The following is a 26,924-nucleotide window of genomic DNA, read 5'->3' on the forward strand; positions in this document are numbered from 1 at the left end:
ACCATCTCGAGCGCTGTCTGTTCGGGGGCCGGTGTCTTCAACATGACCCAGTGAATCAAAAACCCCCGGCAAATGCCAGGGGTTTGTCAGCAGTCTGAACCCGGCTGGCTTCAGCCGGGTTTTTTGTTGCCGGCTTCAATTTTGCCGCTGCTGGAACTTTTCCTGTTTCCGACTCGTTACTTTAGGTGATGTCTCGTTGCTTCGGTCGAGATCACCGCAGTTTGCGAAGCCTTGTGACGGCTCTTGTCGGGGTTTGCGGGATATCCGCCATTGGCGTGGCCGCGCTTGTTCGGACGGTGCGTCAACGACGCTCTGACAGAACGAACCGCGCATTGGCCAGAGCTGGTGCGTTTGGGCTTGGAGGCCCGCGAAACCTTTGTTTAAGGGGCGGGCCATTAACGCGGGAGTGCATCATGCAAGACCGGGCGGAACGCAAACTGATTGAAAGTGCCATGAAGGCGCCGTATCTGGCGCTGGAAGAAGAACAGGATCTGGCGAAGCGCTGGTACAGGAAGCACGATCAGCAGGCGCTTCACCAGTTAACCGTGGCCCATATGCGGCTGGTTATTGCCATGGCCGCCCGCTTCCGGAACTTCGGATTACCGGTGGCCGATCTCATTCAGGAAGGCCATATCGGCCTTCTGGAAGCTGCGGCGCGCTTTGACCCGGAGCGCGGCGTGCGCTTCTCGACATATGCAACCTGGTGGATACGCGCCTCGATGCAGGACTATGTTCTTCGCAACTGGTCCATCGTGCGCGGCGGAACGAGTTCTGCGCAGAAGGCGCTGTTCTTCAAGTTTCGCCGGCTGCGGGCGAAGCTGCAGAAGAGCATGGGAACCTCCAGCGAAATCCACGAAGAAGCGGCCCGGCTTCTCGGTGTGTCGCCGGCAGACGTGGCCATGATGGATGCAAGACTTTCCGGTCCCGATCTTTCCCTCAACGCCCCGATGCGCGATGAAGGGGACGCGTCCGCAGAGCGGATGGAGTTTATTCCCTCCGATGACGATCCAATCGACGAAACGGTTGAGCACATGATCGACGGCGAACGGCGGGCGCTCTGGCTCGCCGATGCGCTCGATGTTCTCGATAAACGCGAACTGAAGATCATCCGCGAGCGTCGCCTGTCGGATGAGGGGGCCACGCTGGAGGCGCTTGGCACGGCGCTCGGAATATCGAAGGAGCGCGTCCGCCAGATCGAGAGCAGGGCGATTGAGAAGCTGCGCAGCGTGCTTGCGCGCGAACATCCCGCGCTTGCAGGTGGTACGACCTAAACTATTGATAGAGCATCGGAATAATCCGGAAACCGGATTCCACTTTTCGGTCCGATGCTCTAGCCGCGAGTTCCCAAACAGGCGGGGAGCACAATATTGCTGTGCTACTACTGGTCGGTGACGATCTTCACCCTGGTCCCCGTTGACGGCGTGGCGCCGGGGCTGAGCGCGTTCAGGAGGCGGAACAGTTCGACTTTCCGATCGACGCCGCGCATCTGCGCGGCCAGCGAACCCAGTGTTTCGCCGGGCTGAACCGTAACCACGCGAATGCGCAGGGGCTTGAGGGCCGCACGCTCGGTCTGGTCGAGAACACGGAAGCTCTGGCTGACCGAATCGGCGACCCTTTCAAGATCACCGCTCGTCGCCGGCGCGGCTGTCAGCAGGCGATAAACCTGCCCGCCGGAGCGGATCACCGTCACGTCGAACTGCCAGCCGTCGGCGCTGGCGCGGCCTTTCGCAGCCGGGTAGCCATTGATGGTAAGCGTGCGGATGGTCTCGGGTTCCAGCCCGGCCACCCAGCCGCTGGTCAGATAGTCGGACAGGGATGTGCCCTGGGGCACCGTTGCGCCATCGAAACGGACCGCGATGTCGTCGGGCCCGACAGCGGTGACCGCCTTGGCGGAATTGTCGATGACGAACCCCTGGGGGACGCGGAAAGCGACGCCAAGGCCCGGATGCAGAAAGTCGCGTCCGCGCACAAAGCCCTCTTCCGGCGAATCGCCATAGATCATCCCGTCAATGCCGGCGAGGAAGGAGTCGCGGTCGCGCTTGCCTGCCGCGTCCGGCTGTTGCAATTCTCGGGCATGGCGCTGTGCGAGTTCGATACGGCGCGGCGCATTGGGGTGGCTGGCCAGAAAGTCGAGGCTGGCGTCAGTCGCGCCGCTGACGCTGCGAAAGCCCTGATAGGCGTCCATCGCCTGAAGGAAACGTGCCGCCGCGAAAGCGTCATACCCCGCATGGGAGGTGGTGCGGATGCCGATACGGTCGGCTTCAAGCTCCTGATTGCGGGAGAACTGTGCAAGCCGGAGCTTGCCGCGCACCAGAGCGGCCTGCGCTGCCTGATCGCGCCCGCCAACCACTTCATTGACCACTTTCGACGCGAATTTTTCTTCCGCTTCGAGCTTCTGCCGCTCGATGCCGTGATTGGCGGTCACATGCGCCATCTCATGCGCGAGCACGGCAGCAAGCTCCGCCGAGTCGTTGGCGAGCGCGAGAAGGCCGCGTGTGACGTAGAGGTAGCCACCGGGCAGGGCGAACGCATTGACGTTCGGCGAGTTGAGGATGGTGATCCTGTAAGCGGCGCCGGTGTTCTGTTCGTCGAGCGTGAGCGAGCCGACGACCTTGGCCACCATGCGCTCGAGTTTCGGATCGGAATATTCGCCGCCATAAGTCTGCAGGATGCGCGGATGCTGCTGGCGGGCAAGGCGCGCCAGGCGGTTGCCGCGCGTTACCGTGTCCACCGTGACCGGGTTGGACGAGGGCATGAAGCTGCCTGTGTCGGTCGGAATCATCTGGCAACCGGACAGGAGCGCGGTGAGCGTCAGGGCCAGGACAGTTTTGCGCGGCAAGGAACGCGCGGACGGCAGGAAGTTCATGGTAGCGGGCGCTCGATTGGACAGGTGAATGTCCTTCCGGTTGATCTTGTCCAAAGCATGACCGGCATTAATGTGCGAGTCACGCGTTTGGTTCCCTCAGCATTTCATCATGTCCCATCCGGGGCACGGTCTAGCGTATAAGCTGCAAAAGGGGAATCCATTTCTTGGAGCTTAATTGATTTCCCGGCGTGCGCCTATATAGCGGTTGAAGGCTTCCGAAGCGGTGCCTGAAACAAACGCCCCGGTTGTGCCCGTCGCCGAGATCCTTCCATCTTCCACGAAGATCATGGTTTTGCAGAGCCGCTCCGCATCGCGCGGATCGTGCGTGGCCATGAGGACCGTCATTTTCTGCTCTGCGTGCAGCGCGGCTATGAGCGCGAGCATTTCGTCGCGCAGCGCCGGTCCAAGCGAGGCGAAGGGTTCGTCCATCAGGAGAACCGGACGTTTGCGAATCAGAACGCGGGCAAGTGCCACACGCTGGCGCTCGCCGCCCGAAAGCGCCTGCGGCAGCCGGTCTTCCTTGCCGGCGAGGCCGGTTCTGGCAAGAGCGTCCGAGACGGCCGCGCGGTCTTCTTCCGTCAGTTTCAGAGAGGGTGAGCGGCCGAGCCCCACATTCTGCGCCACGGTGAGATGCGCGAAGAGATTGTTCTCCTGAAACACCATGGAGACCGGCCGGCGGTGGGGAGTAAGCGCAGAGACATCCTCGCCATCGATGAGGATGCGGCCCGATGCGGGTCGCTCAAAGCCGGCAATCAGGCTGAGCAGGGTCGACTTGCCCGAGCCGCTCGGGCCCATGACGGCGACGATGTCTGACGCAGCGATGGTCGCGTCGAACGCCATTGAGCCTGCGCCGGGATAGGCAAAACGCAGCCTGTCGAGCGTGATCTCCGCGCCGTTCCCGGTGTCGGTTCTGGTCATCTTTTCTCCCTGCCGAGATAGTCGGCGATAAACATCAATCCCAGGCAGAGGAGCCCGAGGAAAAGGGCAATGCCGGCGGCATCCGCCGTGCGGTAGCTGCCCATGCGCTGCAGCAGGAGATAGGGCAGGGTCTGCACCTGATCGGAGCCGAACAGGGCGATGACGCCGAGATCGCCCAGCGAAAGGGCCGCGGCAAAGGCGAGTGCGGTGGCGGCGGGGCGTTTGAGCGCCGGCCAGTCGACAAGGCGCAGCCGGATCCAGCCGGTGATGCCGAGCGACAGACACAGCCTTTCATGACGGGCGCTCGCGGCATCATAAGCCGGGCGGATGGCGCGTATGGCGAAGGGCATTGCCATCACCGCATTGACCGTGACGACCATGACCGGCGCGAAGGCGAAGACATTGCCCACATGACGCAGGAGAATAAACCAGCCCGCGCCGATGACCAGCGGCGGGACGATGAGCACCATGGCGGCGCCGCTGTCCGTTGCGCGCTCCAGCAGGGATGCGGGCAGGGCGCCGCGCTTCATTTCCAGCGCGCGCCGGGCGGCGACCAGCGCCAGTGACAGGATGAGGCAGAGAAGCGACGAAAGGCCCGCGAAGACAAGGCTGGTCGTCGTGGCGGAGAAGACCGCGCTTTCGGTCGCAAGGCGCCCGAGATCGGCCCTGAGGCCCGCAATCACGGTCGCACCCATCGGACCGGCGACGAAGAACAGGCCGATGAGGATGAGGGTCGCGTTAAGACCGGTTTCGGCGGGCGTGTGCCAGACGATCCGGCGGGGGGCGACAGGCAGGTTCGCGTCGCCGCTGAAGGAAGCGCCGAGACGGCTCATAGCCAGCACGATACTGCCTGCCAGCGCTACCTGAATGAGAGTGAGCACCAGTGCGCGCGCGGGGTCGAAGTCGAAGCGCAGCGCCTGATAGATCGCCACTTCCAGCGTGGTGGCGCGCGGCCCGCCGCCAAGCAGCAAGACGATGGTGAAGGATGTGACGCATAGCATGAAGACGAGCCCGGCGATGCCGGGCAGGGCAGCGCGCATGGCCGGCCATTCGAGAAACCGGAACGAGGCGCGCGCGCCCATGCCAAGCTGGGCCGCAAGACGCCACTGGTCTGCCGGCACGCTTTCAAGCGCGTTCAGGAAGAGCCGCGTTGCGAGCGGCAGGTTGAAGAAGACATGGGCGACCAGAATGCCCGAGAGGCCATAGATGCCGGGCCAGTGCTCGTTGAAGGCGACCGACAGGAACGGTGCAAAGAAGCCCGCGCGGCCATAGAGCGCAAGAACACCGAGGGCGGCCACGATGGCCGGTAGCGCAAGCGGCACGGCGAACAGGCGCAGGATGAAGGCACGTCCCGGAAAGGCCGGGTGCCGTGCCAGCGCACGCGCCAGAAGGATCGCTGGTAATACAGAAAGCAGTGTCGACAGCAGCGCCTGCCAGAGCGTGAAACGGGCAATGCGCAGAAGCCATGCATCGAACGCATCCAGCGCGCCGGCACCCTGGCTTTCTGCCTCCACGGCGAGACCGATGAAGGCCCCGCCGATCAGCAGGCCGATGGCGGTTAGCGCGAGGCGCCCCGCTGTTGTGCGTCTGTCCATGGCGGGCGCGTGCGGGATGATCAGCGGCTCATCACCGAAAGCCACTCATCGACCCAGGCCCTGCGGTTCTTTGCAACCTCCTCAGGTGAAAATTCGAGCGTCTTTTCCGGTTTCACAAGGTCATCGAAGACCGGGTTCAGCGGGTCGGATATTTCTCCGGCAGGGAACATCCAGTTGGTTTCGGGAATGGCGTCCTGAAAGCCGGGACCGGTCATGAAGGCGAGGAATTTCTGCGCCAGCGGATTCTTCGCGCCCGCAACCGTCTGTGCCGCCACTTCCACCTGCAGGTAGTGGCCTTCCGCGAAGCTGGCTGCCTTGTAGCGCTCGGTGTCCTCGGCGATGCGGTGATAGGCGGGCGAGGTGGTGTAGGAGAGCACCATGGGAACCTCACCGCTGGTGAACAGTCCATAAGCCTCGCTCCAGCCGGGCGTCACCGTCAGCACCTTGTCCTGCAGCCGGCTCCAGGCGGTGGCCGCCTCGTCGCCATAGACGGCCTTGACCCAGAGCAGAAGACCAAGCCCCGGCGTGGAGGTGCGCGGGTCCTGAATGGCGATCTTCAGATCACCCTCGGCCTCCACCAGTTCCTTCAGACTTGCCGGCGGCATCTCGATGGCTTCGGTGTCGTAGACGAAAGCGAAATAGCCATAGTCGAAGGGCACGAATGTATCGTTCTCAAAGCCACCCGGCACGCTCACTTTCGCCATGTCGATGCCATGGGGCGCGAAGAGGCCGGTGTCCTGCGCCTCATGGATCAGGTTGTTGTCAAGGCCAAGCACGATGTCGGCCCTGGTGGATGCACCCTCAAGCCGGACACGGTTGAGCAGTGCCACGCCATCGGCGACCGAAACGAATTCCACGTCGCAACCGCATTCCGCCTCAAACGCCTTTTCCACCTGTGGGCTTGGGCCCCAGTCGGACGTGAAACTCTCATAGGTGTACACCGTGAGCTTTTCCTGGGCGAATGCCTGGCCGGAAAGGGCCAGCGCGCCGAGCGCCAGAGTGGAAAGCAGGGTGGTGGTGCGCATCTGCGCCTCCTCTTTTCTGGTCTGGGAATGAGGCGCTGAATGAAAAGCGTCTAATCCCTCCGCCGGTATCAACCGGATCAGGTTCCGCGGGTTGGTTGGGTTCTTCCCAAGCCTCTCAGCCGACAATGCGCCGGCACCCCGTTAGAGCGACCGGGAAAATAGGGCGCGGCGCGCAGCTCCGCAAGGGGGTTGGATGGTGCAAACGCCGTTGGCGCTGGCCCGCCGGCATGATATGGGCCTCGCCCATGAGCCGATTTACCCTTCTCCTTGGCGGAGACCTCACCCGGACACCGGCCCTCGATGCCGAAATCGCCGACAGCCGTATCATCGCAGCGGATTCGGGCATGCGCCATGCTGCGCTTCTCGGCGTCAAACCCGAGCTCTGGGTGGGGGACTTCGATTCCGTGCCCGACGGGTTTGAGGATGCCTATGCCGACGTGGCGCGCCGCACCTTCCCCTCCGAGAAGGACAAGACCGACGGCGAGATCGCGATTGCGGCAGCTCTGGAGGCCGGGGCGACAAGCCTTTTGCTGGCCGGTGCCTTCGGAGGCGAACGGGCCGACCACATGTTCCTGCATTTCGCTCAGGCATTGCAGCTCTCCGAACGCGGCATTGCCGCAAAGCTGACGAGCGGGCATCAGGAAGGCGTGCCGCTCATCCCGGGGCGGCGCCACAGCTTCGCCTATGCTGATGGCACACTGTTTTCGATCCTCGGCTTTTCGGAGCTTTCCGGCCTCACGGTCGAAGGCGCGAAATGGCCGCTCGATGCCGTCGAGGTGCCCTTCGGATCATCGCTGACGCTTTCCAATGTAGCGGATGGCGGCCTTTCCATCACGCTCATGAAGGGCCGGGCGCTTTTTATGGCGCATCTACTGAATACGGAGAACGCTGAACCATGGCGCCGCCCCTTTTAAAGCTGGATGATATTCGTCTAACGTTCGGTGGCACGCCGCTGTTGGCCGGTGCCTCGCTGATGGTCGGCCCCGGCGAGCGGCTTGCGCTGGTGGGACGCAATGGCTCCGGCAAATCAACACTGTTGAAGATTGCCGCCGGGTTCGTGGAGCCGCAGGATGGCGAGATCTTCCGCCAGCCGACAGCAACCATACGTTATCTGCCGCAGACGCCCGACTGGCAGGGGTTCGCGACCGTGCGCGCCTATGTGGAGGCGGGGCTTGGGCCTGCCGACGACATCAACCGGGTGGCGCTTGTCATCGACCGGCTGGGGCTCACGGGCGATGAAGACCCGGCGACGCTTTCTGGCGGCGAGGCGCGCCGTGCGGCACTGGCCCGCGTGCTTGCACCGGAGCCGGATCTGCTACTGCTCGATGAGCCGACAAACCATCTCGACCTCGCCACCATCGAGTGGCTTGAGGAAGAGTTGCAACGGACCTCTTCCGCTTTGGTCACCATCTCGCATGACCGCCGATTTCTGGAGAAGGTAAGCCGCGCAACCGTGTGGCTCGATCGGGGTGTGACGCGGCGGCTCGACAAGGGGTTCGCCCATTTCGAGGACTGGCGCGATCAGGTGCTCGAAGAGGAAGAGCGCGAGCAGCACAAGCTCGCCCGCAAGATAGAGCGTGAAGAGCACTGGCTGCGCTATGGCGTGACCGCGCGCCGCAAGCGCAATGTGCGCCGTCTGGGAGAGTTGCAGGCGCTGCGTGAAAAACACCGCAGCCACCGCGGCGCAGAAGGCGTGGCGACCATGGCGGCCAGTGATGCTGCCGAATCCGGCAAGCTCGTCATCGAGGCGAAGGGGCTCGCCAAATCCTATGACGGACTGCAGGTGGTCAAGGACTTCTCCACGCGCATTCTGCGTGGCGACCGGGTTGGTCTTGTCGGGCCCAATGGCGCCGGCAAAACGACGCTTATCAACCTTTTGACAGGCAAGCTTGAGCCCGATGAGGGATCGCTGCGGCTCGGTGCCAATCTGGAAATCGCCATTCTGGACCAGAAACGCGCGCTCGATCCACAGGAGACGCTTTCTCACTTCCTGACCGACGGGCGCGGCGACAGCGTCGTCGTCAACGGGCAGGAGCGGCACGTCGTTTCCTACATGAAGGACTTCTTGTTCAAACCGGAGCAGGCGCGCACGCCGATCCGCGAGCTTTCGGGCGGTGAACGCGCGCGGCTGGTTCTGGCCAGGCTCCTCGCACGGCCGGCCAATCTGCTGGTTCTCGATGAGCCGACAAACGATCTCGATATGGAGACGCTCGACCTTCTGCAGGAGCTTGTCGAGGACTTTCCCGGCACGGTGCTGCTCGTCAGCCATGACCGCGATTTCCTCGACCGTACGGTGACGAGCACCATTGCGCCTGCTGGCGATGGCCGCTGGATTGAGTATGCGGGCGGTTATTCCGACATGATGGCGCAGCGCAAGGGCGAGGAGCTGGAGCGGCGCAAGGCGCGCGGCGCCGAGCAGCAGAAGGCGAAGCCCGTCGGCAATGCGGGCGGCTCCAAATCGGCTGCCAAGAAGCTCTCCTACAAGCAGAAGTTTGCGCTGGAGACACTGCCCAAGAAGATTGATGAGCTGGCGGATGAGATCGCGGCATTGGAAGAGAAACTCGCCGATCCGAACCTCTACACGCGCGATGCAGCCGCGTTTCAGCGCTTTTCCAAAGAGCTGGACACCGCGCGCGCCAGCCGTGAGAAGATGGAAGAAGAGTGGCTGGAACTTGAAATGCTGCGCGAGGAGGTCGAGGGCGCATAGCAGCCCTTGCTTCTTTGGACGCCGACTTCAAAGCCCCCTTCTCCCCGCAGGCGGGGAGAAGGTGAGGATGAGGGGCGAGCACCATGTTCTGTGAAACCGCGATACGCGAGAGTTTTACAAGCGCGGCGTGAGCGCCAACCCCTCATCCCCCTGCCGGGACCTTCTCCCAGCAGGCGGGGAGAAGGAAGCCGTCATTCGCCCGCCTTCACCGCTCGCTAACCAGACTGGTTCAGAATGCCGCGTATGGACCAGGATTTCCTCATTTCCGCAAAGCCCGACCTCCAGAAGGCCCGTACCAGGTGGCTTGCCTCGCTGGCCGATGAGCGGCGTCTTTCGGCGCTGACCGTCGATGCCTATGAGCGCGACACGCGGCAGTTTCTGCAGTTTCTCACAGGGCATTGCGGCGAGGCACCGGGTCTCTCCGACATCGCCGAGCTGCGCCCGGCGGACCTGCGCGCCTTTCTGGCCTTTCGGCGCGGCGGGGGCGCGGGAGCCCGCACGCTCGGGCGCGGGCTTGCCGGGGTTCGCTCGTTTCTGCGTTATCTGGAGCGTCGGGGGCTGGTGAACGCGGCGGCTGCGGCTGCGCTGAAGGCGCCGCGTGCGCCGCGCGGGCTGCCCAAGCCACTGACGGCCGCCGATGCGCGCAAGGTCGCCTCGGGCGAGGGGCAGCTTGCCGAGGAACCGTGGATCGCGGCGCGGAATGCAGCCGTCTTCACGCTGCTTTATGGAGCCGGGCTTCGCATTTCGGAGGCGCTGGGGCTTCTGGGCGGTCAGGTCGGGGAACTGCGCCAGGGCGCGCTCAGGATCACCGGCAAGGGCGGCAAGACACGGCTTGTGCCGGTGCTGCCGGTATCCGCCGAGGCGGTCGCCGAGTATCAGCGCCTTTGCCCTTACCATCTGGAGGCTGACGGGCCGCTCTTTCGCGGCGCGCGTGGCGGCGCTTTGCAACCGGCCATCATTCAGCGCGAGATGAAGCGTATGCGCTCCGCGCTCAACCTGCCGGAGACGGCAACGCCGCATGCGCTCAGGCATTCCTTTGCCACGCATCTTCTTGGGCGCGGCGGCGATCTGCGCGCGATCCAGGAGCTTCTGGGCCATGCGAGCCTCTCCACGACGCAGGTCTATACGGGCGTGGACACGGCGCGGCTTCTCGAAATCTACGATGCCGCCCATCCGCGGGCCTGAAGCCATTGCTCGCAATTTGTGGTGGCGGATTAACGGTTTCGCCGGGATTTGCCGCTAGCGTGGCGCCATGAAAACGCATGCAAAAGCCACCACCGCGACCGAGCGGTTTGTTGACCGCCTTTTTCTGTGCGCTGCTGCCTTTCCGCTTTTCCTGCTGCTGGCGCTGGTCCTCGGCCTGTTAATGGCAAAGCCGGCAAAGGCGGATGAGATTGTCTGTTCGGGCACAAACCTCCTGACGGAACTCGCCGCAGAGAACCCGGCCGCGCTTGAAGAGGTGCGACGACAGGCGGCGGAGACGCCGAATGGCAGCGGACTCCTTTGGCGGGTCGAGAAGGAGGGCATTGAGCCCTCTTATCTTTTCGGCACCATGCATATGAGCGACCCGCGCGTGGTCACGCTCCCCAGGGATGCCCGCGAGGCTTTCGACGGGGCGGAGCGTGTCGTTATCGAGACCACCGACATTCTCGATCAGTCGAAGATGGCTGCGGCGATGTTCAAACGGCCGGACCTGATGATGTTCACGGGCAAGGAGACGCTTGGCGATCACCTCGATGAGGCGGAGCGTCAGGCGGTGGCGGATGCGCTCAAGGCGCGCGGCATTCCGTTTGCCAGCGTCAAGAAGATGAAGCCCTGGATGCTGATCTCGCTGGTGGCGCTGCCGGTTTGCGAGATCGAGCGCAAGGAAGCGGGTATGCCGATCCTGGATCTTAAGCTGGCAGAGGATGCTCAGAATGCCGGCAAAGAGCTTCTCGGTCTTGAGACGGCGGTTGAGCAACTGGACGCCATGGCCTCCCTGCCCATGGAAATGCATGTGCGCGGCCTGGTAGAGACGCTGGCGCTTGGTGACGGCCTGAACGACGTGATGGAAACCATGGTGTCGCTCTATGCCGAAGGCGAGACCGGCATGTTCTGGCCGCTGATCCGCGTCGCGATCCCCGAGCAGCAGGGTGCATCAGGGGATTACGCCGCCTTCGATCAGGCCATGGTCAAAGCGCGCAACGGCACGATGGCCGAACGGGCGCGGCCTATTCTGAATGAAGGCAGCGCCTTCATCGCCGTCGGGGCACTGCATCTGCCCGGTGAGGAAGGGCTCATCGAACTCCTGCGTGCGGACGGTTATACCGTTGAGGGTGTCCGGTAAATTTGGGGTTCCGGCTAACTAATTGCATGTTATCTTTCCAATGGCGTTGGGGAGCGTCATTTGGAGCTCTGTCATGCAGGACGAAAACAAAAAAAAGAAACCCCAACATCGTTCTGCCGGTTCGGAGGGAACGCGGGGTTTTGTGATTGGCGCCGTTGGAGCGGCGATCGTGATCCTCGCTTTCATGGCGATTTCAGGAAGCGGCTTTTTCGGCGAGGACGTCACCGGGACGTCCGGCACCGTCTCCGACAGTGTACCAATGGGCGACGGCGGATAGAAAAAGGCCCCGAAGCTTTCGCGCCGGGGCCCTGTTGTCTGTAAATTCCTGTCGGATCACATGTGGATCGGCTTGGCGAAGGTGGCGAGAGCCGCTTCCTTGACCGTTTCCGACATGGTGGGGTGCGCGTGGCAGGTGCGGGCGAGGTCTTCCGACGAGCCGCCGAACTCCATCAGAACCGCTGCCTCGTGGATCATTTCGCCGGCGCCGAAGCCGACGATATGAACGCCCAGCACGCGATCCGTCTTCTTGTCGGCGAGCACCTTCACGAAGCCGTCCGTCTTGAGCATGGAGCGGGCGCGACCGTTGGCCGAGAAGGGGAATTTGCCGGCGTTGTATTCCACGCCGGCCTTTTTCAGCTCTTCTTCGGTCTTGCCGACGGAGGCGACTTCCGGGCTGGTGTAGACCACGCCGGGGATCACATCATAGTTCACGTGCCCGGCCTGTCCGGCGAGGATCTCGGCCACGGCGACGCCTTCATCCTCGGCCTTGTGCGCGAGCATCGGACCGGCGATCACGTCGCCGATGGCGTAGATGCCATCGACATTCGTCTTGAAATGCCCGTCGGTCTTTACACGGCCGCGCTCATCCAGCTCCACGCCCACCGCGTCCAGGCCGAGGCCTTCCGTGTAAGGCTTGCGGCCGGTGGCGATCAGAACCACATCTGCTTCGACGGTTTCCGCATCACCGCCCTTTGCCGGCTCAAAGGTCACCTTTGCGCCCTTGCCGGCCTTGGCCACATCCGTGACCTTGGCGCCGAGCTTGAACTCGAAGCCCTGCTTGGCAAGCATGCGCTGGAACTGCTTGGCGACCTCGCCGTCCATGCCGCCGAGAATGGTGTCGAGATATTCGACCACGGTCACCCTGGCGCCAAGGCGGGCCCAGACGGAGCCGAGCTCCAGCCCGATCACGCCGCCACCGACAACCACCATGTGCTCAGGGACCTTGGAAAGCTCCAGAGCGCCGGTGGAGGAGACGATCACCTTCTCGTCGAACTTCACGTCGACGCCGGGAATGCCGGCGACGTCGGAACCCGTGGCGATGACGATGTTCTTCGTCTCCACGGTCTGTTCCTTGCCGTCGTCGCCCTTCACGCTGACCTTGCCCTTGCCGGCAATGCTGCCAAAGCCGCGAAGGACATCGATCTTGTTCTTCTTCATCAGGAAGTCGAGGCCCTTGGTGTTCTGCTCGACCGTCTTGACGCGATGCTCCATCATCTTCTTGAGGTTGAGCTTGGGTTTGCTCACCTCAACGCCGAGATCGGCAAGGCCATGGCCGGCTTCCGCGAACATTTCCGTGGCGTGCAGCAGCGCCTTGGAGGGTATGCAGCCGACATTGACGCAGGTGCCGCCATGGGTGGAGAGCTTCTCGACAACAGCTGTCTTTAGGCCGAGCTGGGCCGCCTTGATGGCGCAGACATAGCCGCCGGGTCCGGTGCCGATCACGACGAGATCATAGGACATGTTCGTGCCTTTCCTGAATTCCGTTGCGTCGGCTATCGACCGCCGCTGACATTGAGAATGGCGCCCGTGGAGTAGGACGCCTCATCGGAGAGAAGCCAGAGCGCGGCGCGGGCGATTTCCTCTGCCGTGCCAGGCCTTTTCATTGGGATCAGACCCGAAAGCCGCTGCGCCCTGTCCGGCTGGCCGCCGGAGGCGTGGATTTCGGTGTCGGTGATGCCGGGCCGCACCGCATTGACGCGGATGCCTTCTTCCGCGACCTCACGTGCAAGCCCCATGGTGAAGGTGTCGACCGCTGCCTTGGAGGCTGCGTAGTCGACATATTCGCCAGCCGAGCCGAGCACGGCGGCGATGGACGAGATGTTGACGATGGCGCCGCCCTTGCCGCCATGGCGTGTCGACATGCGCCTGACCGCCTCGCGGGCGCACAGCATCGTGCCGATCACATTGATGCGCATCATGCGCTCGAACCGGGCGAGGTCCATTTCGTCGACGCGCGCCTTGCGGTCGACAATGCCCGCATTGTTGACGAGTGCATCAAGCCGCCCAAAGCGCCGGTCAACGGCCTCGAACATGGCCAGGATTTCGTTTTCCTCGGCCATGTCGGCCTTGACGGCAAAGGCTTCGCCACCTGCCTGTTCGATGTCGCGGACGACCGTTTCGGCTGCGTCAGGGTTGGCGACATAGTTGACCGCGACGCGGTAGCCCGCATCTGCGGCAAGCCGGCAGATCGCAGCGCCGATGCCGCGGCTTCCGCCTGTCACCAGAAGTGTTTTCGCTGCCTGCATCATTGTCATTCCCGATCTCGCCGGATGGACGAGGGCGTGGAAGGCATCCGCCTACCGCGCCCCGCCGTTTTCTAGAGGTCGAGGACCAGACGTTCGGGATCCTCAAGCACATCCTTAATGCGCACGAGGAAGGTCACGGCTTCCTTGCCGTCCACGATGCGGTGATCGTAGGAGAGCGCGAGATACATCATCGGGCGGATGACGATCTGGCCGCCGACCACCATGGGCCGCTCCTGGATCTTGTGCATGCCCAGAATGCCCGACTGCGGGGCGTTCAGGATCGGCGTCGACATCAGCGAGCCATAGACACCGCCATTTGAGATGGTGAAGGTGCCGCCCTGCATGTCGGCCATGGAGAGCTTTCCGTCGCGGGCCGCGAGACCCAGACGACCGATTTCCTTCTCCACCTCGGCGATCGACATCTGGTCGGCATCGCGCACCACCGGCACGACGAGACCACGGTCGGTGCCGACCGCTACGCCGATATGGCAGAAGTTCTTGTAGATGATGTCCGTGCCGTCGATCTCGGCATTCACAGCCGGGATTTCCTTCAGCGCATGGCACACCGCCTTGGTGAAGAAGCCCATGAAGCCAAGCTTGACGCCATGCTTCTTTTCGAAGAGCTCCTTGTACTTCTTGCGCATCTCCATGACCGCGGTCATATCCACCTCGTTGAAGGTGGTGAGCATGGCGGCAGTGTGCTGCGCGTCCTTGAGGCGGCGCGCGATGGTCTGACGCAGACGCGTCATCTTCACACGCTCTTCGCGGCTCTCATCCTCTGCCGGAGAGGCGGGGCGGGCTGCTTTGGGCTTTTCAGCCGGAGAGCTTGGAGCGCCGCCTTCGATGGCCGCCAGCACGTCGCCCTTAAGCACCTGGCCATCCTTGCCGGAACCGGCAACGTCAGACGCCTTCATGCCCTTTTCAGTCATCATCTTCTGTGCGGAGGGTGCGGGCGGACGTCCGCCATCGTCATCCTTCTTCGCCGCGGGGGCGTCCTTCTCGGCCGGCTTGTCGGCCTTGGGCGCTGCTGCGCCGGCAGAGGCTCCCTGTTCGATGCGCAGGAGAAGCGCGCCGACTTCGACCTCGTCGCCCGATGCAACCACCATCTCGGTGATCACGCCGTCAACCGGCGACATCACTTCCTGGGCTGCCTTGTCGGTCTCGAGCTCGAGAAGAGCTTCGTCGGTTTTCACCGCGTCGCCAACCTTCTTGTAGATCTCGCCGACCTGGGCTTCGGTGACGGACTCGCCCGCCGATGGAACATTCACCTCGACGATTTTTCCGCCGCCGGCCATGGTTGCCTCCTGGGTTTCTTTGGTACCGGACGAGCTTTCGCCGGCCTGACTGGTTTCTGGTTTTGCTTTGCCGGCGCCATCGCCCGCGGCAATCATGCCGAGGAGCGCGCCGACTTCGACGGTTTCGCCTTCCTTGACGGTGATCTCATCGAGTGTGCCGGCAGCGGGCGCGGGCACTTCAATGGAAACCTTGTCGGTTTCCAGCTCAACGAGTGGCTCGTCGGTGGCGATCGTGTCGCCCACCGATTTCATCCAGCGGGCGATGGTTGCCTCGGTCACGGACTCGCCCAGTGTGGGAACCCGAATCTCGGTCGCCATGTCGTTTTTCTCCGTCGCGTTCTATTCGCCGAGCGCGTCTTCGAGGAAAGCCTCGAGCTGCGCCAGATGCTTCGACATAAGGCCGGTTGCGGGCGATGCCGCGGCCGGACGGCCGGTGTAGCGCACGCGCGTGTTCTTGGCCTCGATGTGCTGCAGAACCCACTCCAGATACGGGTCGATGAAGGACCAGGCGCCCATGTTCTTGGGCTCTTCCTGGCACCACACCATCTCCGCATTCTTGAAGCGCGAAAGCTCGTTGATCAAAGCCTTGGCCGGGAACGGGTAAAGCTGCTCGACACGCAGGAGATAGACGTCGTCGATGCCGCGTTTCTCGCGCTCTTCGTAAAGGTCGTAATAGACCTTGCCGGAACACATGACGACGCGGCGGATCTTCGAATCCTTGACCAGCTTGATCTTCTCGCCGTCCAGATGCTCCGCATCGTCCCACAGGAGACGGTGGAAGGCGCTTTCGCCCGAAAGCTCGGCGAGCGTCGAGACGCAACGCTTGTGACGCAGCAGAGATTTCGGCGTCATCAGGATGAGCGGCTTGCGGAAGTCGCGCTTCAACTGGCGGCGCAGGATGTGGAAGTAGTTCGCAGGCGTCGAGCAGTAGGCGACCTGCATGTTGTCCTCGGCGCACATCTGCAGCCACCGTTCGAGGCGGGCGGAGGAGTGCTCCGGACCCTGACCCTCATAGCCGTGCGGCAGCAGGCAGACGAGGCCCGACATTCTGAGCCACTTGCGCTCGCCTGAGGAGATGAACTGGTCGAACACCACCTGCGCGCCATTGGCGAAGTCGCCGAACTGAGCTTCCCACAGCGTCAGCGCACGCGGTTCGGCGAGCGAGAAGCCGTATTCGAAGCCGAGAACGGCTTCTTCCGAAAGCATCGAGTTGATGACTTCGTAATAGGCCTGCTGCGGCCCCAGATTGTTGAGCGGGATGTAGCGGTTCTCGTCGCGCTGGTCATAGAGCACCGAGTGGCGCTGCGAGAAGGTGCCGCGCTCGGAGTCCTGTCCGGAGAGGCGAACCGGGTTGCCTTCGAGAAGGATCGAGCCGAAGGCAAGTGCCTCGGCCGTTGCCCAGTCGATGCCGGCGCCTTCGTCGATCATCGTCTTGCGGTTTTTCAGGAAGCGCTGGATCGTGCGGTGCGCCTCGAAATCCTCCGGGGTCTCGGTCAGTTTTTTGCCGATTTCCTTGAGCGTCTTGACTGGAACCGCAGTCTTGCCACGGCGCTGCTCGTCGGCGTGATCGGCCTTCTTCAGACCTGACCAGACACCGTCCAGCCAGTCGGCCTTGTTGGGCCTGTAGGCCTGCCCGGCTTCGAACTCGGCTTCAAGGTGCGAGCGCCAGTCGGCGCGCATCTTCTCGATGTCAGCCTCGGTGACCAGACCTTCTTCGAGCATCTTTTTCGCGTAGATCTCGCTCGTCGTCGTGTGCTTGCGGATCTTGCGATACATGATCGGTTGGGTGAATGCCGGCTCGTCGCCCTCATTGTGGCCGTAGCGGCGGTAGCAGAACATGTCGATGACCACCGGCTTGTGGAAGGTCATGCGGAATTCGGTCGCAACCTTCGCCGCATAGACCACCGCTTCCGGGTCGTCGCCATTCACGTGGAAGATCGGCGCTTCGATCATCTTCGCCACATCGGAAGGATAGGGCGAGGAGCGCGAGAAACGCGGATTGGTCGTGAAGCCGATCTGGTTGTTGATGATGAAGTGCACGGTGCCGGCAACGCGGTGACCGCGCAGGCCCGAAAGACCGAAGCACTCGGCCACGACGCCCTGGCCGGCAAAGGCGGCATCGCCATGCAGCAGCAGCGGCATGACACGGGCGCGCTCTTCCGGAGGCACCACTTCCTCGCGCTTGCGGCCGAACACCTGGTCCTGTTTGGCGCGGGCCTTGCCCATCACCACCGGATTGACGATTTCCAGATGCGAGGGGTTCGCTGTCAGTGACAGGTGGACATTGTTGCCATCGAAGGCGCGGTCGGAGGAGGCGCCGAGATGGTATTTCACGTCACCCGAACCTTCCACGTCGTCGGGGGCGAAGGAGCCGCCCTTGAACTCGTGGAAGATGGCGCGGTGCGGTTTTTCCATGACCTGGGAAAGCACGTTCAGGCGGCCGCGGTGGGCCATGCCGAGAACGATTTCCTTCAGGCCCATCTGGCCGCCGCGCTTGATGATCTGTTCGAGCGCCGGGATCAGCGCTTCACCGCCGTCGAGGCCGAAGCGCTTGGTGCCCTTGTACTTGACGTCGATGAACTGCTCGAAGCCTTCGGCCTCGATCAGCTTCTGCAGGATCGCCTTTTTGCCGTTGGCGGTGAATTCGACACCCTTGTCGGGTCCTTCGATGCGCTCCTGGATCCACGCCTTTTCGGCCGGGTTGGAGATGTGCATGAACTCGACGCCCAGCGTCGAGCAATAGGTCCGCTTCAGAATGTCGAGCATCTGGCGGATTGTGGCCGTCTCCAGCCCGAGCACATGGTCGATGAAGATCGGGCGGTCGTAATCTGCCTCGGTGAAACCGTAGGCTTCCGGCGACAGCTCGTTGTAATCTTCCAGCGGCTTGGCAATGCCCAGCGGGTCAAGGTCGGCATGCAGATGGCCGCGCATGCGGTAGGCGCGGATCATCATGATGGCGCGAACGGAATCGCGGGTTGCCTGCAGTGTCTCTTCGGGAGAGAGCTTGGCCCCGGCCTTCGCAGCCTTTTCCTTGATCTTGCCGTCGAAGTGTTTTTCGACCGCGCCCCAGTCGCCATCGAGCGCGGAGACAAGCTCGCCATTGGCGGCCTGCGGCCAATTTTTCTTTTTCCAGGACGCACCGGCGGCGTTCTTCTTCACATCGGCGGCATCATCCTTGAGCGCGCCGAAGAAATCGCGCCAGTCTTCGCTGACGGAAGCCGGATTGTCCTGATAGCTGGCGTAGAGTTCCTCGATATAGGCGGCGTTGCCACCATACAGGAACGAGGTGAGCGACATCTGGTCGTTGGCCTGATCTTGCCGTGCCATGTTGATTTCCGGAACCCGCGTTCCGGCTCCTTGCATGGGCGAGTAGCGAATAGCGAGTAGCGAGTAGGGGAAGCACGATCATCGCGCCGCCCAATGAATCTATTCGCTATTCGCTACTCCCTATTCACCTTTAACTAACCCTTGATCGCTTCGACGAGCGTCTGGCCAAGGCGCGCCGGGGAGGGCGAAACCTTGATGCCGGCTGCTTCCATCGCCGCGATCTTGTCTTCTGCGCCACCCTTGCCGCCGGAAATCACGGCGCCTGCGTGGCCCATGGTGCGTCCGGGAGGGGCGGTGCGGCCCGCGATGAAGCCGGCCATCGGCTTCTTGCGACCCTTTTTGGCCTCGTCGCGCAGGAACTCGGCAGCTTCCTCTTCCGCCGAACCGCCGATCTCACCGATCATCACGATGGACTTCGTCTCGTCGTCGGCAAGGAACATCTCCAGCACGTCGATGAACTCGGTGCCCTTGACGGGATCGCCGCCAATGCCGACTGCGGTCGACTGGCCGAGACCTTCATTGGTGGTCTGGAACACGGCTTCATAGGTCAGTGTGCCCGAGCGCGAAAGGATACCGACGGAACCCTTCTGGAAGATGTTGCCCGGCATGATGCCGATTTTGCACTCGTTCGGCGTCAGCACGCCGGGGCAGTTCGGGCCGATCAGGCGCGAGTTCGACTTCTCTAGCTTCGCCTTCACGTGGACCATGTCCATCACCGGAATGCCTTCCGTGATGCAGACGATGAGCGGGATTTCCGCCTCGATGGCCTCGATGATGGCCGCGCCTGCGCCTGCCGGCGGAACGTAGATCACGGACGCATTCGCGCCGGTCTTGTCCTTGCCTTCGGCAACGGATGCGAAGATCGGGAGTTCTTCACCGCCCTGGCCGGTCCAGGTGGAGCCGCCCTTCTTGGGGTGAATGCCGCCGACCATCTGCGTGCCGTGATAGGCGAGCGCCTGCTCGGTGTGGAAGGTTCCGGTCTTGCCGGTCAGGCCCTGAACGAGAACCTTGGTGTCTTTGTTGACGAGAATGGACATCTTGGCTCAGCTTCCCTTAACGGCTGCAACGATCTTCTTGGCGGCGTCGTCGAGATCATCGGCGGCGATCACGTTGAGACCGCTTTCGTTGATGATCTTCTTGCCAAGATCGACATTGGTGCCTTCGAGGCGAACCACCAGCGGAACCTTCAGGCCCACTTCCTTGACGGCAGCGACAACGCCTTCAGCGATGACGTCGCAGCGCATGATGCCGCCGAAGATGTTGACCAGAATGCCTTCCACTGCCGGATCGGCGGTGATGATCTTGAACGCTGCCGTCACCTTCTCCTTGGTGGCGCCGCCACCAACGTCGAGGAAGTTGGCAGGCTCGGCTCCGTAGAGCTTGATGATGTCCATCGTGGCCATCGCAAGACCGGCGCCGTTGACCATGCAGCCGATATTGCCGTCGAGAGCGACATAGGCGAGGTCGTATTTGGAAGCCTCGATTTCCTTTTCGTCTTCCTCGGTCGTGTCGCGCAGGGCAACCACGTCCTCGTGACGGAACAGCGCGTTGCCGTCGAAGGAGACCTTGGCGTCGAGGACGCGCAGGCGGCCGTTTTCCATGACGATCAGCGGGTTCACTTCCAGAAGGCTCATGTCCTTCTCGGTGAAGGCCTTGTAGAGGATCGGGAACAGCGTCTCGCCGTCCTTCGCCGCATCGCCCTCGAGCTTCAACGCCTCGTTGAGCTTCTTCACGTCGTCGGCCGTCACGCCCGTCTCCGGGTCGATGGCGAGCGTGAGGATCTTCTCCGGGGTCTCTTCGGCGACAGCCTCGATGTCCATGCCGCCTTCCGTCGAAACGACGAAAGCCGGACGGCCGACCGTGCGGTCGATGAGGATCGAGAGGTAGAGCTCGCGGTCGATGTCCGCACCATCCTCGATGTAGAGGCGGTTCACCTGCTTGCCGGCCGGGCCGGTCTGCTTGGTGACGAGCGTGTTGCCCAGCATCTCGTTGGTGTGCGCGACAACTTCCTCAACGCTCTTCGCAAGCCGCACGCCGCCCTTTGCGTCAGGGCCGAGTTCGGTGAACTTGCCCTTGCCGCGTCCGCCGGCGTGGATCTGGCTTTTCACCACATAGAGCGGTCCGGGAAGCTTTTTCGCAGCAGCTTCGGCTTCGCCCTTCTCAAACACCGGTACGCCATCGGCCACCGGTGCGCCATAGCTCTTCAGAAGCTGCTTGGCTTGATACTCGTGAATGTTCATTGGAGGCCTACTCCTACTTCTTCAGGTTGGGCGCGATGTTGGCGCAGGCCTCGCAAAGACCGGCAACGGCCTCCACGGACTGTTCGAACATCTTCTGCTCAGACTTGTTGAGATCGATCTCGATGACGCGCTCGACACCGCCGGCGCCGATAACCGTGGGCACGCCCACATACATATCCTTGACGCCATACTGGCCGGCAAGATGTGCCGCGCAGGGCAGGACACGCTTCTTGTCTTTCAGGTAGCTCTCCGCCATGGCGATGGCCGACGAAGCCGGGGCGTAATAGGCGGAACCGGTCTTCAGAAGGCCGACGATCTCTGCGCCGCCGTCACGGGTACGCTGCACGATCTCGTCGATCTTTTCCTTGGAGGTCCAGCCCATCTTCACCAGATCCGGGATCGGAATGCCGGCAACGGTGGAGTAGCGCGTCAGCGGAACCATGGAATCGCCGTGGCCGCCGAGAACGAAAGCCGTCACGTCTTCGACGGAGACCTTGAACTCTTCCGAGAGGAAATAGCGGAAACGGGCGGAGTCCAGCACGCCGGCCATGCCGACCACGTGGCTCTTCGGCAGGCCGGAGAACTTCTGCAGCGCCCAGACCATGGCGTCGAGCGGGTTGGTGATGCAGATGACGAAAGCGTTGGGGGCGTATTTCTTGATGCCCGCGCCGACCTGCTCCATGACCTTCAGGTTGATGCCCAGCAGGTCGTCGCGGCTCATGCCCGGCTTGCGGGCGACGCCGGCGGTGACGATGCAGACATCCGCGCCTTCAATGGCCGCATAGTCGTTGGCGCCAACCATTTTGGCGTCGAAGCCCTCGACCGGCGAGGATTCGGCGATGTCCAGTCCCTTGCCCTGGGGGATGCCCTCGGCAATGTCGAACAGGACGACATCGCCCAGTTCCTTCAAGCCCGCCAGATGTGCGAGCGTTCCACCGATCATGCCGGAGCCGATGAGAGCGATCTTGTCGCGTGCCATGTGGTTAGAATTCCCCCTTGTGTCGAAAGGATAGGTGGTGAGATGGATGTGTGAAGAAAAATCCGCGCGTCGCGTTTTGCCTGTGTCGTGTCACACCGATGCATTCGGGCCCACATCCCGCCGCACTCCTTCAACGAAAGGCGCGGCAAATCCGTGGCGTGGCCCGCTTCATAAGCCTCTTTGGAATAAGCATACTGGCAGGAAAATTCAACCGGTTCTTACACGGTCAGGAATTTCAATCGTTTAGACATTTGTGGACTTACGTAAAAGTAAGAATTTTGCCTCAATATTGTGCAAAGACGAGAGACTCGCGGGCGCCTGTGGTGGTTTGGGCAGCTCTCCGGGGGAGTGGGGTGGCGGCATCAGCCCGCCTGTCCTGCCCGTTCTCCCGCCGGAGCGGATTTTTCTTCGTTTCGTGCGCCTGTGCGATCCAGCCAGTCCCGGCTCTGCATCTCGATGAGGCGGGAGACCGTGCGGTCGAATTCGAAGGCTTCCGTGCCGTTTGCGGCCGTATAGAGCGCATCGGGGGCAGCTTCTGCGGACAGGAACAGCCGCGCCTCGGCATCGTAGAGCGTGTCGATGAGAAGAATGAAGCGTTTCGCTTCGTTGCGCCGCCGCAGGTCCATGGTCGGAACATGGTCGATGAAGATCGTGTCGAACGCGCCGGCAATAGCCAGATAATCTCGCGCGCCGAGCGGTTTTTCACAGAGATCGGAGAAGGAGAAGCGGGCGGCTGAGCCTGATGCCTGCGGCACGGGCACGGTGCGGCCCTTGACGGTCAGCGCGGCGGGTTCGACGGGGCGACCATCCACCACCGTCTCCCAGGCCTCGTCCATCTGCTCTTTGGCCGAGGCATCGTCTGGTGTCATATAGACGGGAATGCGGTTGAGCTTTCGCATCCGGTAGTCGGTGTCGATGTCCAGTTCCAGAATGCGGGTATGCTGCTTGAGAATGCCGACGAAGGGCAGAAACAGACCGCGGTTGAGCCCATCGCGGTAGAGATCGTCCGGCGCGACGTTGGAGGTGGCAACCAGCACGACGCCCTGGTCGAACAGTGCCGAGAAAAGGCGTGAGAGTATCATCGCGTCGGCAATGTCCGTCACGGTGAATTCGTCGAAGCACAGAACCCATGCTTCCTTCGCCAGCGCCGCCGCCACGGGCGGGATCGGGTCGGTTTCCTGCGTCTCGCCTGCCTTCAGCGCCGCACGGTGCCGGCCGATACGGTCATGCACGTCCGCCATGAAGTCGTTGAAATGCGCGCGGCGCTTGTGCTCGACCGGGACCAGTTCGTGAAAGAGGTCCATGAGCATGGTCTTGCCGCGCCCCACGCCGCCATGAACATAAAGCCCGCGTACCGGCTCCCGCGTCTTGTTGCGCTTGGCAAACAGCCAGCCGAGCGCGCTCGACTTGCGCGCCAGGCGCTTGTCGCTGATGTCGGCGATCAGCCGGTCCAGCGCCGCTGCGATCCTCTCCTGTGCGGGATCGTGCGCGATCCTGCCTGTCTCGACCATGTGGCCATAGCGCTGCGTGACGGAAGGATGGGTTACGAGTCCGTCACGCAATGTCATGTCAGGCTTTCACGCTTGGCCGTTCGGCCGAATGATGTTGGTGGTCGAGGGTCAGCGCGACAGCGAAATGGGCTGGCCCGATGTGGTCTGGCCGTCGAAGCGGCCTGCGCCGGACGAATAAAGGCGTGCGAGCACGCTGCCATTCGCATCGTAAAAGGCAAGCTGCTTGCCTTCGACATTCCACGATTTCACGCCATCGATGGGAGCGGGGCAGCGCAGCGGGCCGGCGCGGTAGCCGGAACCAAACTTGGTCTGCGGCGTGGCAACCCGGCACGACTGGCCGGCGACGTTTACGCTCCAGACGCCGGCAACGGCTCCGGTTGAAACGTCGGGTGCATTGGCAGCCGCGTTCGGATCAAGGGCTGCGACCTGCGTTTCCTGCTGGGGCGCTTCAGGGAACTGCGACGGATTTGCGGTCGGGCTCGACGGGGGCGGGAGCTGGTTCGACGTCACCGTGCCGGAGGGCGCGGAGGGCAGCGGGTCAGGGGCCCGCGTGGCCATCGGCGAGAAGCGGTCGCTCTGACAGCCGGCCAGGCCCGCAGCCAGAAGCGTTACAGCCAGAATTGCAAACTTGTTGTGTGGCATGCCGTCTCTCCGTTACAGCGTCCAATGCACTGAAATACAAATGAGTTCCATTTGAAGCGCCAGATCGTGGCGAACTTTTGCAATTATAACAGCCCAGCCATGGTTAAGAACCGGTTTCAGCAACATGGGTCCGTGACTGTTTCTTATTGGCAACACTCCTGAGCGGTGTTCGGCGGGTGCACTGGAACCGGGGAACCGCTTTTGGCGTTGAAGCTTTTCAACCGGCGTCAGAGCATCGGACCGAAAGTGGAATCCGGTTTTCGGATTATTCCGATGCTCATTTATAGTTTCGATCGTCCTTTGTGTGTCCGGATGGACGCACGGCGATCCAGCGCCAATAGGAGGGCAAACAATGCTTAAATGGATTCTCATTCTGCTGATCGTCGCGGCTGTTGCAGGTCTGCTTGGTATGAACAGCCTTGCAGGAGCGGCAATGACCGGCGCGAAAGTTCTGATCGCCGTGGTTCTGGTTCTCTTCCTTCTCGCGGTCCTCGGTATTGTGGCGATAGCCTGACATCGCACTTGATTGATGAGGCCGTTCGTCTGGTAATTTTGCCTCTCATCAGCCATATAGGCGCCTGAGACACAAGGTTTTGGAGCCACTATGGCGCTTGAGGCAGCATTCGCGAAGATGAACGGCCTCGGCAATGCGATCATCGTTGCCGACATGCGCGGGCGCGCGGACCGGGTTTCGCCAGAGGCCGCCCGTGCGCTCAACGCTGATCCCGCGACCCGGTTCGACCAGATCATGGCGGTCCATGATCCGCGCGTTGCCGGCACACACAACTATATCGAAATCATCAATTCCGACGGCAGTCAGGCGCAGGCCTGCGGCAATGGCACACGCTGTGTCGTGCAGGCGCTCGCCGCCGAAACGGGGCAGAAGGTTTTCACCTTCCAGACCGTTGCCGGCATCCTCAATGCCGAGGAACATGAGGACGGGCTGATCTCGGTCGACATGGGCAAGCCACGGTTTGGCTGGCAGGACATTCCGCTTGCCGAAGAGTTCCGCGATACGCGCATGATCGAGTTGCAGGCGGGGCCCATCGATGCGCCGGTGCTGCATTCGCCTTCCGTTGCCTCCATGGGCAACCCCCATGCGATCTTCTGGGTTGAGAGAGACGTCAATGTCTACGATCTGGAGCGCTTTGGGCCGCTGCTTGAAAACCATCCGATCTTCCCGGAACGTGCCAACATCTCTATCGCACAGGTGACAGCCGAAAATGCGCTGAACCTGCGCACATGGGAACGCGGGGCTGGGCTTACGCTCGCCTGCGGTTCTGCGGCCTGCGCCGCTGCGGTGTCTGCCGCGCGAACCGGGCGCACGGGCCGTCATGTGACGGTCACCGTTCCGGGCGGGCCGCTCGATATCCTTTGGCGCGAGGATGATCACGTCATCATGACCGGCCCCGCCGAGTGGGAGTTCTCCGGTCGCTTCGACCCCGCCACCGGGGCCTGGGAGCGCGAGACCGAGGGAGCGGCCTGAAATGGCGGTGGATGTTCTGACATTCGGCTGCCGGCTGAACGCCTACGAGTCCGAAGTCATCAAGCGCGAGGCGAAAGACGCCGGGCTGGAAGAGCTGGCGGGCGGCGCGGTCGTCGTCAACACCTGCGCCGTCACCGGCGAGGCGGTGCGTCAGGCGCGCCAGGCGATCCGCAAGGCGCGTCGTGAAAATCCCGATGCCCGCATCATCGTCACCGGCTGCGCCGCACAGACGGAGCCGGGCACTTTCGACGCCATGGACGAGGTTGATCTGGTTCTCGGCAATGAGGAAAAGCTCAAGGCTCACAATTACCGCGCCCTGCCGGATTTCGGCGTGAACCAGTTCGAGAAGGTTCGCGTCAACGACATCATGGAAGTGCGCGAGACCGCCTCGCACATGGTCGAATCCATCGAGGGCCGCGCCCGCGCCTTCGTGCAGGTGCAGAATGGCTGCGATCACCGCTGCACCTTCTGCATCATTCCCTATGGCCGGGGCAATTCCCGCTCGGTGCCCATGGGCGCGGTGGTGGATCAGGTGCGCCAGCTCGTCGGCAATGGCTATGGCGAAGTGGTGCTGACGGGTGTGGACCTGACGAGCTTCGGTGCCGATCTGCCGGGCAGCCCGCGCCTCGGGCGGCTTGTTTCCACGCTTCTGCGTGAAGTGCCGGAGCTGAAGCGCCTGCGTCTTTCCTCCATCGATTCCATTGAGGCGGATGACGAGCTGATGCGCGCGCTGGCGGAAGAGGAACGGCTGATGCCGCATCTCCATCTTTCGCTGCAGCATGGCGACGACATGATCCTGAAGCGCATGAAGCGCCGCCATCTGCGCGCCGATGCCATTAAATTTTGCGAGCGTGTGCGCACGCTCCGGCCCGACGCGGTGTTTGGCGCAGACATTATTGCCGGTTTCCCGACAGAGACCGACGCCATGTTCGAGAATTCGCTGAAGATCGTCGAGGAATGCGGGCTCACGCATCTCCACGTGTTCCCCTTCAGCCCGCGCGAGGGCACGCCGGCAGCGCGTATGCCGCAGCTCGACCGTGCGCTGGTGAAGGAGCGCGCCGCGCGTCTGCGCGCCGTGGGCGACGCCGCCTATGCGCGGCATCTTGCATCGCTTGACGGCACCCGTCAGCGCATTTTGATCGAACGGCCCGGGCTTGGCCGCACAGAGGGTTTCACGCTGGCCGCGCTTGAAGGCGGTCAGCCGGGGCAGATTGTCGAGGCGCGGATCACCGGCCACGACGGGGAGCGGCTCACTGCGGTCGCTGTCACACAGGAAGCAGCGTAGCAGGCATGGCATTCGGATTTATCAAGAAGGTCTTCTCGTTCGGCAAGAAAGAAGCCGAGGAGACACCACCCGACGAGACCACCGAGACCGAAGCGCCGGAAGCCACCGCTGCTGCGCAACCGGCTGACGCCGTTCCTGCTCCCGAACCGTCCGGACCCTTGACGGAAGCACCGGATGCGCCGGAGGTCGTTCCAGAG

At 62.6% G+C, this 26,924-nt stretch carries 22 protein-coding genes, 1 pseudogene and 1 riboswitch; of the genes and pseudogenes, 10 read left to right on the forward strand and 13 right to left on the reverse strand.

The features are described from left to right. Positions 1-413: 413 nt before the first annotated feature. On the forward strand, positions 414-1,271 hold the full coding sequence (locus AC07E3_RS05420; protein ID WP_336070170.1) for an RNA polymerase factor sigma-32: 858 nt from the start codon (positions 414-416) through the stop codon (positions 1,269-1,271). 107 nt (positions 1,272-1,378) lie between these two features. Here AC07E3_RS05420 and AC07E3_RS05425 read toward each other — a convergent pair whose 3' ends face one another. The 4 genes from AC07E3_RS05425 to thiB all read right to left on the reverse strand — a co-directional run bounded on the left by AC07E3_RS05425 (position 1,379) and on the right by thiB (position 6,404). Then, positions 1,379-2,866, reverse strand: coding sequence for a M48 family metalloprotease (locus AC07E3_RS05425; protein ID WP_478360543.1), 1,488 nt, complete (start codon positions 2,864-2,866; stop codon positions 1,379-1,381). 171 nt (positions 2,867-3,037) lie between these two features. Next, entirely contained in the window at positions 3,038-3,784 is a 747-nt protein-coding gene (gene thiQ / locus AC07E3_RS05430) for a thiamine ABC transporter ATP-binding protein (protein WP_478360544.1), read from the reverse strand. After that, a complete protein-coding gene (gene thiP, locus AC07E3_RS05435; RefSeq protein ID WP_478360545.1) occupies positions 3,781-5,379 on the reverse strand; it encodes a thiamine/thiamine pyrophosphate ABC transporter permease in 1,599 nt (532 codons plus the stop codon). Before thiP ends, thiQ begins: the two co-directional genes overlap by 4 nt. 20 nt (positions 5,380-5,399) lie before the next feature. Beyond that, positions 5,400-6,404 carry a thiamine ABC transporter substrate binding subunit gene (thiB, locus tag AC07E3_RS05440; protein WP_478360546.1) on the reverse strand — a complete coding sequence of 335 codons (1,005 nt, stop codon included), beginning with the start codon at positions 6,402-6,404 and terminating at the stop codon, positions 5,400-5,402. Between the two features lie 37 nt (positions 6,405-6,441). Then, positions 6,442-6,555, reverse strand: a riboswitch (TPP riboswitch). Positions 6,556-6,649: 94 nt separating this feature from the next. Here thiB and AC07E3_RS05445 point away from each other — a divergent pair. The 5 genes from AC07E3_RS05445 to AC07E3_RS05465 all read left to right on the forward strand — a co-directional run bounded on the left by AC07E3_RS05445 (position 6,650) and on the right by AC07E3_RS05465 (position 11,714). Next, the gene (locus tag AC07E3_RS05445) at positions 6,650-7,318 is read left to right on the forward strand and encodes a thiamine diphosphokinase (RefSeq protein ID WP_478360547.1); all 669 of its coding nucleotides are present in this window, start codon (positions 6,650-6,652) and stop codon (positions 7,316-7,318) included. After that, complete coding sequence (locus tag AC07E3_RS05450; RefSeq protein WP_478360548.1) at positions 7,300-9,111, forward strand: ABC-F family ATP-binding cassette domain-containing protein; 1,812 nt, start codon at positions 7,300-7,302, stop codon at positions 9,109-9,111. Before AC07E3_RS05445 ends, AC07E3_RS05450 begins: the two co-directional genes overlap by 19 nt. A 243-nt stretch (positions 9,112-9,354) precedes the next feature. Then, on the forward strand, positions 9,355-10,296 hold the full coding sequence (locus AC07E3_RS05455) for a tyrosine recombinase XerC (RefSeq protein WP_336070183.1): 942 nt from the start codon (positions 9,355-9,357) through the stop codon (positions 10,294-10,296). 67 nt (positions 10,297-10,363) lie between these two features. Next, positions 10,364-11,437 carry a TraB/GumN family protein gene (locus AC07E3_RS05460; protein WP_478360549.1) on the forward strand — a complete coding sequence of 358 codons (1,074 nt, stop codon included), beginning with the start codon at positions 10,364-10,366 and terminating at the stop codon, positions 11,435-11,437. A gap of 73 nt (positions 11,438-11,510) precedes the next feature. Further along, positions 11,511-11,714, forward strand: coding sequence for a hypothetical protein (locus tag AC07E3_RS05465; RefSeq protein WP_336070185.1), 204 nt, complete (start codon positions 11,511-11,513; stop codon positions 11,712-11,714). A gap of 56 nt (positions 11,715-11,770) precedes the next feature. Here the strand turns inward: AC07E3_RS05465 and lpdA are convergent, their stop codons facing one another. From lpdA to AC07E3_RS05510, 9 genes are all read right to left on the reverse strand, one after another. Beyond that, positions 11,771-13,177: a dihydrolipoyl dehydrogenase gene (gene lpdA / locus AC07E3_RS05470; protein WP_478360550.1), complete on the reverse strand. Its 1,407-nt coding sequence runs from the start codon at positions 13,175-13,177 to the stop codon at positions 11,771-11,773. 32 nt (positions 13,178-13,209) lie between these two features. Beyond that, positions 13,210-13,965: an SDR family oxidoreductase gene (locus AC07E3_RS05475; protein WP_478360706.1), complete on the reverse strand. Its 756-nt coding sequence runs from the start codon at positions 13,963-13,965 to the stop codon at positions 13,210-13,212. A gap of 68 nt (positions 13,966-14,033) precedes the next feature. Continuing rightward, complete coding sequence (gene odhB / locus AC07E3_RS05480) at positions 14,034-15,575, reverse strand: 2-oxoglutarate dehydrogenase complex dihydrolipoyllysine-residue succinyltransferase (RefSeq protein WP_478360551.1); 1,542 nt, start codon at positions 15,573-15,575, stop codon at positions 14,034-14,036. Positions 15,576-15,596: 21 nt separating this feature from the next. Next, the gene (locus AC07E3_RS05485; RefSeq protein WP_336070191.1) at positions 15,597-18,584 is read right to left on the reverse strand and encodes a 2-oxoglutarate dehydrogenase E1 component; all 2,988 of its coding nucleotides are present in this window, start codon (positions 18,582-18,584) and stop codon (positions 15,597-15,599) included. A gap of 134 nt (positions 18,585-18,718) precedes the next feature. Continuing rightward, positions 18,719-19,621: a succinate--CoA ligase subunit alpha gene (gene sucD / locus AC07E3_RS05490; protein ID WP_007007541.1), complete on the reverse strand. Its 903-nt coding sequence runs from the start codon at positions 19,619-19,621 to the stop codon at positions 18,719-18,721. A 6-nt stretch (positions 19,622-19,627) separates the two neighbouring features. Next, positions 19,628-20,824, reverse strand: a complete 1,197-nt coding sequence (gene sucC, locus AC07E3_RS05495; protein ID WP_065818108.1) for an ADP-forming succinate--CoA ligase subunit beta — start codon at positions 20,822-20,824, stop codon at positions 19,628-19,630. Positions 20,825-20,837: 13 nt separating this feature from the next. Next, the gene (gene mdh, locus AC07E3_RS05500) at positions 20,838-21,803 is read right to left on the reverse strand and encodes a malate dehydrogenase (protein WP_007007539.1); all 966 of its coding nucleotides are present in this window, start codon (positions 21,801-21,803) and stop codon (positions 20,838-20,840) included. Between the two features lie 362 nt (positions 21,804-22,165). Continuing rightward, positions 22,166-23,371 (reverse strand): cell division protein ZapE, encoded by a 1,206-nt coding sequence (gene zapE / locus AC07E3_RS05505; RefSeq protein WP_336070197.1) that lies wholly within the window; start codon positions 23,369-23,371, stop codon positions 22,166-22,168. 51 nt (positions 23,372-23,422) lie between these two features. Next, on the reverse strand, positions 23,423-23,956 hold the full coding sequence (locus tag AC07E3_RS05510) for a protease inhibitor Inh/omp19 family protein (protein ID WP_065818110.1): 534 nt from the start codon (positions 23,954-23,956) through the stop codon (positions 23,423-23,425). Positions 23,957-24,308: 352 nt separating this feature from the next. Here AC07E3_RS05510 and AC07E3_RS05515 point away from each other — a divergent pair, with 352 nt between their 5' ends. From AC07E3_RS05515 to AC07E3_RS05530, 4 genes and pseudogenes are all read left to right on the forward strand, one after another. Then, entirely contained in the window at positions 24,309-24,470 is a 162-nt protein-coding gene (locus AC07E3_RS05515; RefSeq protein WP_007007536.1) for a DUF1328 family protein, read from the forward strand. A 90-nt stretch (positions 24,471-24,560) separates the two neighbouring features. Then, complete coding sequence (gene dapF, locus AC07E3_RS05520) at positions 24,561-25,442, forward strand: diaminopimelate epimerase (RefSeq protein ID WP_336070201.1); 882 nt, start codon at positions 24,561-24,563, stop codon at positions 25,440-25,442. A gap of 1 nt (position 25,443) precedes the next feature. After that, positions 25,444-26,727, forward strand: coding sequence for a tRNA (N(6)-L-threonylcarbamoyladenosine(37)-C(2))-methylthiotransferase MtaB (mtaB, locus tag AC07E3_RS05525; RefSeq protein ID WP_478360552.1), 1,284 nt, complete (start codon positions 25,444-25,446; stop codon positions 26,725-26,727). Positions 26,728-26,732: 5 nt separating this feature from the next. After that, positions 26,733-26,924, forward strand: a pseudogene (locus AC07E3_RS05530) (signal recognition particle-docking protein FtsY); the annotation flags it as partial.

The organism is Nitratireductor lacus (genome assembly GCF_056431025.1).

Excerpts from the sequence above, each read along its gene's own strand:
- AC07E3_RS05420 (WP_336070170.1), top strand. The coding sequence starts at position 414 with ATGCAAGACCGGGCGGAACGCAAACTGATTGAAAGTGCCATGAAGGCG.
- AC07E3_RS05425 (WP_478360543.1), bottom strand. The coding sequence starts at position 2,866 with ATGAACTTCCTGCCGTCCGCGCGTTCCTTGCCGCGCAAAACTGTCCTG.
- thiQ (WP_478360544.1), bottom strand. The coding sequence starts at position 3,784 with ATGACCAGAACCGACACCGGGAACGGCGCGGAGATCACGCTCGACAGG.
- thiP (WP_478360545.1), bottom strand. The coding sequence starts at position 5,379 with ATGGACAGACGCACAACAGCGGGGCGCCTCGCGCTAACCGCCATCGGC.
- thiB (WP_478360546.1), bottom strand. The coding sequence starts at position 6,404 with ATGCGCACCACCACCCTGCTTTCCACTCTGGCGCTCGGCGCGCTGGCC.
- AC07E3_RS05445 (WP_478360547.1), top strand. The coding sequence starts at position 6,650 with ATGAGCCGATTTACCCTTCTCCTTGGCGGAGACCTCACCCGGACACCG.
- AC07E3_RS05450 (WP_478360548.1), top strand. The coding sequence starts at position 7,300 with ATGGCGCCGCCCCTTTTAAAGCTGGATGATATTCGTCTAACGTTCGGT.
- AC07E3_RS05455 (WP_336070183.1), top strand. The coding sequence starts at position 9,355 with ATGGACCAGGATTTCCTCATTTCCGCAAAGCCCGACCTCCAGAAGGCC.
- AC07E3_RS05460 (WP_478360549.1), top strand. The coding sequence starts at position 10,364 with ATGAAAACGCATGCAAAAGCCACCACCGCGACCGAGCGGTTTGTTGAC.
- AC07E3_RS05465 (WP_336070185.1), top strand. The coding sequence starts at position 11,511 with ATGCAGGACGAAAACAAAAAAAAGAAACCCCAACATCGTTCTGCCGGT.
- lpdA (WP_478360550.1), bottom strand. The coding sequence starts at position 13,177 with ATGTCCTATGATCTCGTCGTGATCGGCACCGGACCCGGCGGCTATGTC.
- AC07E3_RS05475 (WP_478360706.1), bottom strand. The coding sequence starts at position 13,965 with ATGATGCAGGCAGCGAAAACACTTCTGGTGACAGGCGGAAGCCGCGGC.
- odhB (WP_478360551.1), bottom strand. The coding sequence starts at position 15,575 with ATGGCGACCGAGATTCGGGTTCCCACACTGGGCGAGTCCGTGACCGAG.
- AC07E3_RS05485 (WP_336070191.1), bottom strand. The coding sequence starts at position 18,584 with ATGGCACGGCAAGATCAGGCCAACGACCAGATGTCGCTCACCTCGTTC.
- sucD (WP_007007541.1), bottom strand. The coding sequence starts at position 19,621 with ATGTCCATTCTCGTCAACAAAGACACCAAGGTTCTCGTTCAGGGCCTG.
- sucC (WP_065818108.1), bottom strand. The coding sequence starts at position 20,824 with ATGAACATTCACGAGTATCAAGCCAAGCAGCTTCTGAAGAGCTATGGC.
- mdh (WP_007007539.1), bottom strand. The coding sequence starts at position 21,803 with ATGGCACGCGACAAGATCGCTCTCATCGGCTCCGGCATGATCGGTGGA.
- zapE (WP_336070197.1), bottom strand. The coding sequence starts at position 23,371 with ATGACATTGCGTGACGGACTCGTAACCCATCCTTCCGTCACGCAGCGC.
- AC07E3_RS05510 (WP_065818110.1), bottom strand. The coding sequence starts at position 23,956 with ATGCCACACAACAAGTTTGCAATTCTGGCTGTAACGCTTCTGGCTGCG.
- AC07E3_RS05515 (WP_007007536.1), top strand. The coding sequence starts at position 24,309 with ATGCTTAAATGGATTCTCATTCTGCTGATCGTCGCGGCTGTTGCAGGT.
- dapF (WP_336070201.1), top strand. The coding sequence starts at position 24,561 with ATGGCGCTTGAGGCAGCATTCGCGAAGATGAACGGCCTCGGCAATGCG.
- mtaB (WP_478360552.1), top strand. The coding sequence starts at position 25,444 with ATGGCGGTGGATGTTCTGACATTCGGCTGCCGGCTGAACGCCTACGAG.